General features: G+C 71.4%; 7 protein-coding genes and 1 pseudogene. 7 read left to right on the forward strand and 1 reads right to left on the reverse strand.

The window, feature by feature from the left end; genetic code table 11:
• Window positions 1–76 precede the first annotated feature (76 nt).
• The 5 genes and pseudogenes from AV521_RS34815 to AV521_RS34835 all read left to right on the forward strand — a co-directional run bounded on the left by AV521_RS34815 (window position 77) and on the right by AV521_RS34835 (window position 7,189).
• On the forward strand, window positions 77–2,608 hold the full coding sequence (locus tag AV521_RS34815; protein WP_076094268.1) for a SpoIIE family protein phosphatase: 2,532 nt from the start codon (window positions 77–79) through the stop codon (window positions 2,606–2,608).
• Window positions 2,605–3,708, forward strand: a complete 1,104-nt coding sequence (locus AV521_RS34820) for a sugar ABC transporter substrate-binding protein (RefSeq protein ID WP_076094270.1) — start codon at window positions 2,605–2,607, stop codon at window positions 3,706–3,708. Before AV521_RS34815 ends, AV521_RS34820 begins: the two co-directional genes overlap by 4 nt.
• A 409-nt stretch (window positions 3,709–4,117) precedes the next feature.
• Window positions 4,118–4,945: pseudogene (locus AV521_RS34825) on the forward strand (radical SAM protein); the annotation flags it as partial.
• 198 nt (window positions 4,946–5,143) lie between these two features.
• Complete coding sequence (locus AV521_RS34830; RefSeq protein ID WP_076094273.1) at window positions 5,144–6,706, forward strand: alpha/beta hydrolase; 1,563 nt, start codon at window positions 5,144–5,146, stop codon at window positions 6,704–6,706.
• An 84-nt stretch (window positions 6,707–6,790) separates the two neighbouring features.
• Window positions 6,791–7,189, forward strand: a complete 399-nt coding sequence (locus AV521_RS34835; protein ID WP_076094276.1) for a RidA family protein — start codon at window positions 6,791–6,793, stop codon at window positions 7,187–7,189.
• A 957-nt stretch (window positions 7,190–8,146) separates the two neighbouring features.
• On the opposite strand, the gene AV521_RS34845 is transcribed toward AV521_RS34835, so the two are convergent.
• On the reverse strand, window positions 8,147–8,731 hold the full coding sequence (locus AV521_RS34845; RefSeq protein ID WP_076094279.1) for an adenylosuccinate lyase: 585 nt from the start codon (window positions 8,729–8,731) through the stop codon (window positions 8,147–8,149).
• Window positions 8,732–9,156: 425 nt separating this feature from the next.
• Here AV521_RS34845 and AV521_RS34850 point away from each other — a divergent pair, with 425 nt between their 5' ends.
• The gene (locus AV521_RS34850) at window positions 9,157–10,971 is read left to right on the forward strand and encodes a 3-hydroxyacyl-CoA dehydrogenase family protein (RefSeq protein WP_076094281.1); all 1,815 of its coding nucleotides are present in this window, start codon (window positions 9,157–9,159) and stop codon (window positions 10,969–10,971) included.
• Between the two features lie 160 nt (window positions 10,972–11,131).
• Window positions 11,132–11,956, forward strand: a complete 825-nt coding sequence (locus AV521_RS34855) for a TetR family transcriptional regulator (RefSeq protein ID WP_179023612.1) — start codon at window positions 11,132–11,134, stop codon at window positions 11,954–11,956.
• The last annotated feature ends 311 nt before the right edge of the window (window positions 11,957–12,267 follow it).

The raw sequence follows: 12,267 nt of genomic DNA on the forward strand, positions 1-12,267 counted from the left end.
TATGCGATTCTGGTAGGGGGAGTGCCCAGTGGCAGCCGGTCGGCGCCCCCGGCACGGACGGGAGGTAGATGCGGACATGCCTCACGACGGCAGTGCCCGGGCCGGACTCTCGCCGCCGGGGACAGTCGAGGCTCGCGCCGCGGACACCGGCTCACCACCGAGGCCGGAGAACCCCGTGAGCGTCCGCGCCCTGACGTTCGCCGGAGTGGAGCTGACGGTGCTCTACGTGCCCGGCACAGGTTCTGACGACCTTCGGTCGGTGGACACGGCCGGGTGCGCCCGTGCCGAGTACGGGCTGCCGGAGCGCCTGGCCCTGTCCGGCGGCTCGCCTGCGGCCCACGCCTTCCGTGCCCCCCACCCCGTGTGGCTGACCCCCGGGGAACTCGCCTCCTACCCCGAGGGATGTCCGGCGCCGCCGCGGGCCCGGACATCGCTCGGTGCGTTGCCCCTCGGCGCCGAGGGCAGGCGGCTCGGCTGCCTCGTCGTCGTGGGTGCCGGTGAGAACGGCTTCGAAGCCGGGCAGCAGCGCTTCCTGGAGCGCTATGCCGACGCGGTCGCCGGCGTGCTGGAGGCCGCGGCCGGGGGAGGGACGCCGCGGGCACCCTTGAGTTCCGCATTGCGCCGCATGCGCGTCGGCTCCTTCGTCCTGGTGCCGGAAACCGGTGTGATCGACGCGGACGAGACGCTGCGCGAACTGGTCGGCATCAGGCCGGACGACTTCGACGGCAAGGCGGACTCCCTGCTCGCGCACGCACTGCCGGAAGACTTGCACGCGCTGATGTCGGTGCTGGAGCCGTCCGCCCAGACGTTCGGCCGACGGGAACTGGACTTCCGCGTCCGCTGCCCCACCGGTGGGATGCGCTGGCTGAGCCTGAGGTGCCGCGTGGCGGCGGCTGCCGACGACCGGCCGGAGCGGGTGCTGGGCGTGGTGACGGCGATCTCGGTCCTGCACCGGGGCGCCGACGACGTCTCCCGGATCCAGTGGTTGACCGCCGCACTCGACAAGGCCACCACCGTGCGCGACGTCAGCCACGTGATGGTCACCGCCCTGCACGAACCCCTGAGCGCCGACCGGGTGGCGTTCGCCGAGCTGCAGCACGAACGGCTCCAGGTCACCCTGCTCGACCCGCCGCAGCCCGTTGCCTGGCCGCGGACATGGCGTCTCCAGTGGCGTTCGGAGTGGCCCGACGCACCCCTCAGCGCCCTGCCCACCCTGCAGACGGCTCTTCGAGACGGACGTATGGACCTGTGGCCGACAGGCACAGCTTTCGAACCGGGACTCGACGGCATCGGCCCCGGAGGCCTTGCCGTCCTGCCGCTGCCCGCACGGGGCCGGGTCGTCGGCGTGTGCCTGATCGGCTGGGACCGGCCGCACGAGTTCGTCCCCGAGGAACGTTCGCTGCTGACCGCCACCGCCTCACTGGCCGGCCAGGCCCTCACCCGCGCCCACGCCTATGACGCCGAACAGGAACTCGCGACGATGCTGCAGCGCAGCCTGCTGCCGCGACGTCTGCCCGAGCTTCCCGGCGGGATCGCCGTCGCCCGCTATCTGCCCGCTCGGCGGGGACTGCAGGTGGGCGGCGACTGGTACGACGTGATCGCCCTCTCCGAGGACCGGGTGGCGCTGGTCATCGGCGACGTGCAGGGCCACAGCGCCGCAGCCGCGACGATCATGGGCCAGATGCGTACCGCGGTCAGGGCGTACGCGGTGGAGGGCCACCCGCCCGACGTCGTCGTCTCGCACGCCAACCGCCTCCTCGTCGGTATGGAGACGGATCTCTTCGCCACCTGCTGCTACGCCGAACTGGACATGGACGAGGGCGACGTCCTGTTCGTCCGGGCCGGGCACGTCGCACCGCTGCTGCGCCATCCCGACGGCAGCACCGAGGAGGTCGAGATCGAGGGCGGCCTTCCGCTGGGCATTTCCATGGACGCGGACTTCCCGATGACCGCGGTGGCACTGGCGCCCGGAACGATGCTCGCCCTGGTCACCGACGGGCTGATCGAGGCCGTCGACCTGTCCCTGGACGAGGGCATGCGCCGCACGCGCGCCACCCTCGCCGCGGCCGACCCGTCGGATCCCGGGCGGGTGGCCGACGACCTGCTGGGTCACGTCGGCCGTCGCGAGGACGACGTGGCGCTGTTGCTGCTGCGCTACGACGGCATGAAGACGCGGCCGATCCGGTCGGGCTGGGTGGTGTGGCGGCTGCCCGACGCCGTCATGCACGCCCGCCGGTTCACCGCGCGCACGCTGCGCCGCTGGAAGGTCGAAGAAGCCACCGACCCGGTGCTGCTGGTGGTGTCCGAACTCGTCACCAACGCCCTGGTGCACACCCAGGGCCCGGTCCGTCTCGACCTGATGCTCCGCGAGGACCGGGTGCGTGTCTGCGTGAGCGACTCCTCTCCCCGGGCGCCCGCCAAGCCCGTGATCGTGGACTGGGAGTCGACCGGCGGCCGAGGTCTGCTCCTGGTCGAAGCGATGTCGGAGTCCTTCGGCACGGTGCCCGTGGCCGGCGGCAAGCAGGTGTGCAGCGAGATAGCGGTACCGCGTCGTGAACCGGCTTCGGTGGGCGCAGAACCAGACGCCAAGGACGGAGGCCGATCATGACGTGTCGTAGGCAACTCGTGACGCTCCGTACGCAGTATGTCGTCGGCGCGCTTGTCGCGGGCCTGCTGACCATGCCGTCGGCCGCCTGCACAGGAGACCGGACAGCCACCACGGACAGTTTCACCGTCGGCCTGCTGCTGCCGAGCCGGGAGGCGCCACGCTGGGAGCACTCCGACAAGCCGCTGATCGAGCAACGGGTGAAACGGCTCTGCCCGCACTGCAACGTCGCCTATGCCAACGCCGGCGGCGACTCAGCGGCGCAGCGGCAACAGATGCTCGCCATGATCACCAAAGGGGTCAGGGTCCTCATCCTCGGCGCCACCGACAACAGGGCGCAGCGCTCTTCCGTCCAGGAGGCGCACAACGCGGGCGTCCCCGTCGTCGCCTACGACAGGCTCGCCGACGGCCCGGTCTCGGGCTACGTCAGCTTCGACGGCGTAAAGGTCGGCACGCTGCAGGGCCAGGCTCTCCTCAAGGCCATGCACGCCCCGGCCAAGGACCGGATCATCGTTATGATGAACGGCGACCCGACCAGCTCCAACACCGCGTCGTACAAGAGGGGTGCACTGTCCGTCCTGCGGGGCAAGGTGAGGATCGGCCGTTCCTACGACACCCTGGGCTGGAGCACGAACAACGCGAACGCCAACATGTCCGCCGCCATCTCGGCCCTGGGCCCGGGCCGGATCGACGGCGTCCTAGCCGCCAACGACGCCATGGCCGCAGGCGTCATCTCCGCACTCAAGAGCGCCCACGTCAGTCCCCTTCCACCCGTCACCGGCCAGGACGCCGACCTCGACGCGGTGCAACGCATCGTCAGCGGCGAGCAGTCCATGACGGTGTACAAGTCCTTCCGCGCGGAAGCCGAAGCAGCCGCTGCCATGGCTGTCGCCCTGGGCCGCGGCGAGAAGCTGCACGCCATCGCCACGACGACGACCGACAGCCCCACCACCCACCACATCCCGTCCGTGCTCCTCACCCCGGTCGCCGTGACAACCGCCAACATCAAGCAGACCCTCGTCAAGGACGGTGTGTACACCATCGCCCAGATCTGCACACCACAGCTGCTCGCCGCCTGCGCGAAGGCAGGGCTGACTCCGTAGACGGGCGGGGACCGGCGTGACGGAGCCTTGACCAGTAGTCGAGGCACGTCGACAGGGTGAGGTGGCTGACGCGGTGCGCGGAGCACGCTCGGGCTCGTCCGGGGGCGGGCCGCCACGCTGTGAACCCAGTCCGGCGCGGCCGCTCAGCTCCCCCCTGCACCTCCGACAGCGGTATGTCTCACTCCTGGATTCCGTCTCATGGTGCGCATTGTCTCCATCGTCAACTGCTGTCCCGTGAGGGCGGTTTCGCCTCGCTCCTATGGTCTCAGGCCCCACCGGCACTGGCAGGTCCATGTTGTCCCGGTTTCCCCGAGCCGGCCCTGGGGATGTCATGGCTGCCCCTCCCCCGGGGCCTGCGACGTGTCCGGGCCCGTGCCAGCAGGCGCCAGTGGCCCACCCGAGGCCTTGCGGGAGTGCATGCACCTGCGTGTACTGCTTCGCCCGCAAGACGCACAGCTATCTGGACCTCGACACCGGACTCGGCTTCGACACCCAGATCGTGGTCAAGGTGAACGCGCCCGAGGTGCTGCGCCGTCAGCTGGCCTCCCGCCGTTGGCAGGGCGATCACGTGGCGATGGGCACGAACGTCGACTGCTATCAGCGCGCGGAGGGCCGCTACCGGCTCATGCCGGGCATCATCTCCGCCCTCACCGAGCACGCCAACCCGTTCTCGATCCTCACCAAGGGCACCCTGATCCTGCGCGACCTGGATCTGCTGGTCCGGGCGGCCCAGGTGACGGACGTGGGCATCTCGGTCTCCGTCGGCTTCCTGGACGCCGAGCTGTGGCGCACGGTGGAGCCGGGCACGCCCCCGCCCGAGCGCCGCCTGGACGTCGTACGCGCCCTCGGCGAGCACGGCATCGGCTGCGGGGTGCTGATGGCGCCGGTCATCCCGTTCCTGAGCGACCACCCGGCCCAACTGCGGGCCACGGTACGGGCGATCGCGGCAGCCGGGGCCACCTCGGTGACCCCGCTCACGCTGCATCTGCGCCCCGGCGCGCGGGAGTGGTTCATGGCCTGGCTCGGCCGGCACCATCCGCATCTGGTGCGGCGCTACGAGCGGCTGTACGCGGAGGGCGCCTACGCGCCCAAGTGGTACCAGCGCCGGATCACCCGTCAGGTGCACGAGCTGGCCGAGGAGTACGGCATCGGGCCCACGCGCGCGGGCCTGGCGCGCCGGATCCGCCCGGCCGAACCTCCCGCTGTCGCCGAACCGACCCAGCTCACCCTCATGTGAGAGCGCCGCCCACCCACGGCGGAGCGGCGTTCCCCCAGCTGAGAAGCGTTCCCTCGGGAGGGAGGCGTTCGAGGGCTTCGATCGGACCAATCGGGTCAACTATGCCTATAAGACGTTCTTCAGTACGCCGATTCCGGGACGATGCGGCGAAAGATGTGACCTTCACAATCCGCTGAAACCTCCGTCCCGGGAGGACGCATGAGAACACGCGCAGCCGTGCTGTGCGCATCCGCCGCCGTGCTGGCGGGCTCGGTCACGGCCCCGCCCGCCCAGGCGGCCCCGGCCGCTCCCGCCACCCCGCTCGCCTGGAAGACCTGCGGCTCCATCACCTATCCCACGCTCCAATGCGCGTCCCTCAAGGTGCCGCTGGACCACGCCCGCCCGTCGGGCCGGCAGATCACCCTCGCCCTCACCCGCGTCCCGCACACCGCGCAGACCTCCCAGGGCCCCCTCCTCGTCAACCCGGGCGGGCCCGGCGGCAGCGGCCTGACGCTCGCCGGATACGTCGCCTCGGCCTTGCCGAAGCCCGTCGCCGCGCAGTACGACGTCATCGGCTTCGACCCGCGCGGGGTCGGCCGGAGCAGCCCGGCCCTGGACTGCGCGCCCGGCCACTTCAAGACGGTGCGCCCGGACACCGTGCCCGCCTCGGCCGCGCTGGAGCGGACCAACCTCGCGCGCGCGACCTCCTTCGCCACCGCCTGCGACCACAAGTACGCCGATGTGCTGCCGTACATGGACACCGTCAGCGCGGTGCGCGACATGGACGCCATCCGCCAGGCGCTGGGCGCGCCGCGCATCAGCTACTTCGGCTACTCCTACGGCACCTATCTCGGCGCGGTCTACGCGAAGCTCTACCCGGAGCGGGTCCGCCGTCTGGTGCTGGACTCGGTCGTCGACCCGACGGGCGTCTGGTACAAGGACAACCTCGGCCAGGACTACGCCTTCAACAACCGCCACCGCGCGCTGATGGCGTGGATCGCGCGCAACGACGCCACGTACCACCTCGGCATGGACCCCGCGAAGATCGAGGCCGCGTGGTACGCGATGCGGGCAGCCCTGGCGAAGAAGCCCGCCGGTGGCGCGGTGGGCGCCGCCGAGCTGGAGGACACCTTCATCCCCGGCGGCTACTACGACGGCTACTGGCCCGATCTCGCCCAGGCGTTCGCGGCATACGTGCGCGAGAAGAACACCAAGCCGCTGGTGGCGGCGTACGAGAAGTTCGGTGCCGTGGACGCCTCGGGCGACAACGGCTACAGCGTGTACGCGGCGGTGCAGTGCCGGGACACCTCCTGGCCCACCAGCTGGAAGCGGTGGCGTACGGACACCTGGGCGGTGTACCGCAAGGCGCCCTTCATGGCCTGGAACAACGCCTGGTACAACGCGCCGTGCGCGTTCTGGCCGACCCCGAAGCTCAAGCCGGTGAGCATCGCCAACACCCAGCTGCCGCCGGCGCTGCTCTTCCAGGCGACGAACGACGCGGCCACGCCGTACCCCGGCGGCGTCACGGTCCACCGCCTGCTCGCCCACTCCAGCCTAGTGGTCGAGGACGGCGGCGGCAACCACGGCATCACGCTGAGCGACAACACCTGCCTCGACACCTACCTGGCCGCGTATCTGAACGACGGTACGCTGCCGCACGGTGCGGGCACCGCCGACGCGGTCTGCAAGAAGTCGCCGGACCCGAAGCCGCAGGACACGAAGGCCGCGTCGACCGACTCCCGCGGCTCGACCCTGCACGACCTGCTGGGCTTCCGCCGCTGACCAACCGCCCGGCCCGTCGGGGGCGTTGTCAGTGGGGTGGTCCACCATGGAGCCATGAGCGATCAGCATGGAGCCTGCGGAGCCGTGAGTGAACCGACCCGGATCTCCGCCCCCGACGGCGTCGCCCCCGCCGCCCAGTACAGCCATGTCGTCTCGGCGACCGGCCGTTTCGTCGCCGTCTCCGGCCAGCTCGCGCTGGACGGGGACGGCGAGCTGGTCGGCGCGGGCGACCCCGCGGTCCAGGCCCGCCAGGTCTTCGAGAACCTGAAGCGCTGCCTGACCGCGGCAGGCGCCGGCTTCGAACACGTGGTGAAGCTGACCTACTTCGTCACCGACACAGCCCATCTGCCGGCGATCCGCGCGGCCCGAGCCGCCCACATACCCGACGACCGCCTCCCGGCGTCGTCCGCGGTCCAGGTCGCGGCGCTGGTGGCCCCGGAGTTCCTGATGGAGATCGAGGCGCTGGCGGTGGTGGGCGAATAGGACGAACACGGGCGCCCGCCGCGGCCCGCGGATTCCCGCTCCGGCGAAAGCACCCTCGTCCGGCGAAGGAGTCGGCGTCCAGCGAAGACGCTCGCGCCTGGCGAAGGAGTCGGCATCCGGCGAAGACGCTCGTGTCCAGCGAAGGCGCTCGCGCCGGACCACCGCCGTGCGCCCGACCGCGTGGGCGGCTCCGGTGACCACCAGCAACAGCCCGATCCCGCACGGAAGTACACCCTTCGCCGTCCCCAGCTGCCCCTTCGTCCCGGCCACGGGCAGGACCACATGCGCCGGGTCGTAGACCACCGGCACCTGGTCGTCGACGAGCGGCTCCAGCCGCTCGCAGGTGTCGCTCGATGCCTGCAACTGCCGTGAGTCGCCGTTGGGCAGGGTGACCGTACAGGTGTGGCCCTTGCCTCCGTCGCGCGTCCGCGTGGTGTTCTGGTCGACGACGGTCGCCGTGCCCTCCCTGCCCCAGGTGTCGAGGCAGATCCGGGGAGTGGCGTCGCCGGCGCCGAAGATCAGGATCGCGTAGCCGAGCCCGGCGAGGACGCCGGCGAGCCTGTGCCCCGGCGAGCGCGGCATCCGCCGACGAAGCCAGAAGACATAGAGGAGGGTGAACGCGACCCAGGTGCCGACCGCGGGCCCGCGTCCCGCCGTCACGGCGACCAGCGAGCCGGCCGCCACCACGACGAGGTCGAAGCCGAGCAGAAACGACCACCGCCGTACGGCGAGTCCCAGCGGCACCTCGCGCTCCGACCGGGCGGACCAGTCCAGCTCTTCGCTCAGGCGGCGGAAGAGTTCCTCTTCGGCGGGTTCGGGATCCTTCGACCCGCCTGGATCCTCCGGCCCGCCGGGGTCCTTCTCGCTCATGTCTCGATCACGGCAGGGCACCCTGACAGCGCCTCCAGTCCGCGCCTGACGAACCGCCCTGCCCCACGCCGTGCGGCTGAGCGGCCGTCACCTGGCCTGTTCCGCCTCGGGGATGCTCGCCAGCGCGTGCACCGCGGCCCTCGCCAGTGCCGGATGGGCGAGGGCCTCCTTCAGGACGCGGCGGGCGCGGGGGTCGGCGAGGGTGCCCAGTCCTTCGACGCACGCCAGGGCGACGCGGTGGTAGGGGTCGTGGGGGTGCAACCGGCGCTCCAGCGTGGTGATGAGCGCGGGCACGGACTCGGGAGCGCGGAGTTCGGCCAGGAGTCGCACCGGGTGCAGGGCGTAGGCCACCCGCAGCTCGTTCGTCGCCAGTGCCGCCGCGGCCCGGGCCGTACGCGGATCGCCGAGCCGGCCGAGGGCGTGGGCGGCGGAGGCGCAGCGCGGAGGGTCGCGGTGGTTGAGGAGGAGCACCAGGGACTCGAAGGCGCGCCGGTCGCCGGCGACCCCGAGCCGGAACGCGGCCAGCTCCCTGGCCCACAGCGGCTGTCCGGGCGCGGTGAGCACCTCCGCGAGTTCGTCGTGGTCCTCGGTCACCAGCAGCCGGTCGAACGCCGCCGTGCCGCGCGACTCCTGCCGTAAGCGCTCCGTGAGCGATCGCAACTCTTCGTCCACGAAGTCCAGCGTAGGCGCGTTGCGGGGGCCGGGGGAGCTACATCACAAAGTCAGCCGCGACTCAGGTCTGGCGCGCTCGTTACTCGCCGGTTAAGCTCAGACGAGCGAGTTACCCACTCGCATTTCCACTGGCGACGGTTTGGTGACGCGGCCGTCGCCGGGGGCAGCTCCCACGCCCCTCGGGCAGTGGGGAGATGTCGGTTCGGTACGACGTGTACCGCAGTACGACCCGGCTCCGGGACAGGGCCGGTCGGATTCCCTGCCGTTTGCCGCTCGCGGGCGTGTGCATCGCCCGTGGCACCCGGCAGCACCGGGCGTGTGCGCCAGCAGCCCGACAACACCCGCACTCCATTTCCGCACCGCGGTGCGCCCCTCGGCGCACCCGGCGCGTTCCTCGTCGTCACCCTCATTCCTGGAGTCCCGCGATGGCCACTCCCCTGTCCCCCCAGTCCGGCACCCCGCTGTCCCCGTTCAAGACGATCGCCGTCGTCGGCCTCGGCACCATGGGCACCGGTATCACCGAGGTCCTCGCGAAGGCCGGTCGCGAGGTGATCGGCATCGACATCAGCGAGGCCCAGGCCGCGAAGTCCCTCTCCGCCCTGGAGGCCTCCACCGCCCGCTGCGTGGAGCGCGGCCGGCTCACCGAGCAGGAGCGCGCCGAGGCACTGGCCCGGGTGCGCACCGCCACCGACCTCGCCGCGGCGGCCGACGCCGACCTCGTCATCGAGGTGGCCCCGGAGTCGTACGAGATCAAGCAGCAGATCTTCCGCGAGCTGGACGGCGTCGTCCGCCCGGAGACGATCCTCGCGACCGGTACCAACGCCCTGTCCGTCACCCGCCTCGCGGCCGACTCGGCCCGCCCCGAGCGCGTGCTGGGCCTGCACTTCTTCAACCCGGCACCGGCGATGAAGCTGGTCGAGGTGGTCTCCTCGGTGCTGACCGCGCCGCAGGCCGTCGCCGCGATCACGGACCTCGCGATCGAGCTGGGCAAGGAGCCGGTCGCGGTCGGCGACCGCCCCGGTTTCGTCGCCGACGGCCTGCTGTTCGGCTATCTCAATCAGGCCGCCGCGATGTACGAGGCGCGGTACGCCTCCCGCGAGGACATCGACGCGGCGATGCGGCTCGGCTGCGGTCTGCCGATGGGCCCGCTCGCGCTGCTGGACCTGATCGGCATCGACACCGCGCGCACGGTCCTGGAGGCCATGTACGCCGAGTCCCGCGACCGGCTGCACGCCCCGGCGCCGATCCTGAAGCAGCTCAGCGAGGCGGGTCTGACCGGCCGCAAGTCCGGGCGCGGCTTCTACAGCTACGCGGCGCCGGGCAGCGCCACGGTCGTGCCGGACGCGCTGACCCCGGCGGAGGGGGACACGAAGGCCACCGGCCGCAGCGTCCGCTCGGTGGGCGTCGCCGGCTCCGGCACCATGGCCTCGGGCATCGCCGAGGTGTTCGCCAAGGCGGGCTACGACGTCGTGCTGGCCGCGCGGAGCGAGGAGAAGGCGCAGGCCGCCAAGGCCCGTATCGGCAAGTCGCTTTCGCGCTCTGTCGACAAGGGCCGGCTGACCGCCGAGGCCGCCGCGCAGATCCTGGACCGGATCGCCCCGGCCGGGTCCTACGACGCCTTCGCCGACGTCGACCTGGCCGTCGAGGCGATCGCCGAGGACCTGGAGATCAAGCAGCAGCTGTTCGTCACGCTGGACAAGGTCTGCAAGCCCGGCGCGGTCCTCGCCACCACCACCTCCTCGCTGCCCGTCGTCGCCTGCGCCCGCGCCACCTCGCGGCCGCAGGACGTCATCGGCATGCACTTCTTCAACCCGGCACCGGCGATGAAGCTGGTCGAGGTCGTGCGGACCGTGCTGACGGCCGACGACGTCCACGCGACGGTCCGCGAGGTCTGCGCGAAGATCAAGAAGCACGCGGTGGACTGCGGCGACCGGGCCGGCTTCATCGTGAACGCGCTGCTGTTCCCGTACCTGAACAACGCGATCAAGATGGTCGAGGAGCACTACGCGTCCCTGGACGACATCGACGCCGCGATGAAGCTCGGCGGCGGCTATCCGATGGGCCCGTTCGAGCTGCTGGACGTGGTCGGCCTGGACGTCTCGCTGGCGATCGAGAAGGTCCTGCACCGCGAGTTCCGCGACCCCGGCCTGGCCCCGGCCCCGCTCCTTGAGCACCTGGTGGCCGCGGGCTGCCTCGGCCGCAAGACCGGCCGCGGCTTCCGCGAGTATGCCCGCCGCTGACAGCGTCGGCGACTGGTCCCACACGGACGCGGACTGGGGCGGGCTGCTCGATCCGGGCGGCCTCGCCCCGCCCGGCCGGCCGGGCTCTCCCCCGCCCTCAGCGGGCGGGGGAAACGGCACACCTGCGCATCGAGCTGCGCACATGCAGTACGTTCAGGTCATGTCCCAGCCCGCCAAGTCCTCACGTACACCAGCTACGCCCGACGCGCCGGAAAGTGCCGCAGGCAGTCGCGCCGCCGCCCAGCGGCTCAAGATGCGCCGAGAACTGGCGGCCGCAGCCATGGAGCTGTTCGCTACCAAGGGCTACGAGGCGACCACCGTCGACGAGATCGCGGCCGCCGCCGGAGTCGCCCGCCGGACCTTCTTCCGCCACTTCCGCTCCAAGGAAGAGGCGATCTTCCCCGACCACGACGACACGCTGGTCCGCGCGGAGGCGGTCCTCAACGCCGCCCCGGCGCACGAGCACCCGCTCGACACCGTGTGCCGCGGCATCAAGGAAGTCATGAGGATGTACGCGGCCGCGCCGGAGGTCTCCGTCGCCCGCTACAAGCTGACCCGCGAGGTGCCCACCCTGCGGGAGGCCGAGATCGCCTCGGTGGCCCGCTACGAACGCCTCTTCACCCGCTACCTCCTCGGCCACTTCGACGAGCACGCGCACGCCGACGACGCCAACGACGACCCGTTGCTCGCCGAGGTGGCCGCCTCCGCCGTCGTCACCGCCCACAACCACGTCCTCAGGCGCTGGCTGCGGGCGGGCGGCCAGGGCGACGTCGAGGCGCAGCTGGACCATGCCTTCGCGATCGTGCGGAAGACGTTCGGCACCGGGATCGGGGCCGGGCGCGGTCCGGCGCCGGGGCGGCCGGCCGCCGGCACCGTCCCGGCGACGGCGTCCACGCACGGCGAGGTCCTCGTCACGGTCGCCCGCACCGACGCTCCGCTGGACGAGGTCATGCGCACCATCGAGGAGGCGCTGAAGGAGCGCTAGACCCGCTCCCCCGTGTGACAACGGCCACCCGCCCGGGTGGCCGTTTTGGCATGTCAGGGGCCCTTTTCCGGCACTTTTCTGGGCACGTTCGATCGATCATCGCTCATTTGTTACGTAAAGATTTCACCTGAGCCGAACTTCTGGCACTCAGTGCCTTGCCGCCTGACACGCGGTGTCATACGTTGAAGGTGTCCGGGTGGCCGGCGAGCAGAGACCAATCGCTCGCCGGCTGTCCCCAAAGGCCCATGGCCCGCGCGCCCGGACGCCTGCGTCACAGGCAACCTCCCGCGCCACAAAGCGCTGCCGAAGCA

The sequence above is a fragment of the Streptomyces sp. IMTB 2501 genome, assembly GCF_001953885.1.
Lineage (GTDB): Bacteria > Actinomycetota > Actinomycetes > Streptomycetales > Streptomycetaceae > Streptomyces.

Coding starts and splice junctions, on each gene's coding strand:
- AV521_RS34850 (WP_076094281.1), top strand. CDS start 9,157: ATGGCCACTCCCCTGTCCCCCCAGTCCGGCACCCCGCTGTCCCCGTTC.
- AV521_RS34815 (WP_076094268.1), top strand. CDS start 77: ATGCCTCACGACGGCAGTGCCCGGGCCGGACTCTCGCCGCCGGGGACA.
- AV521_RS34820 (WP_076094270.1), top strand. CDS start 2,605: ATGACGTGTCGTAGGCAACTCGTGACGCTCCGTACGCAGTATGTCGTC.
- AV521_RS34830 (WP_076094273.1), top strand. CDS start 5,144: ATGAGAACACGCGCAGCCGTGCTGTGCGCATCCGCCGCCGTGCTGGCG.
- AV521_RS34855 (WP_179023612.1), top strand. CDS start 11,132: ATGTCCCAGCCCGCCAAGTCCTCACGTACACCAGCTACGCCCGACGCG.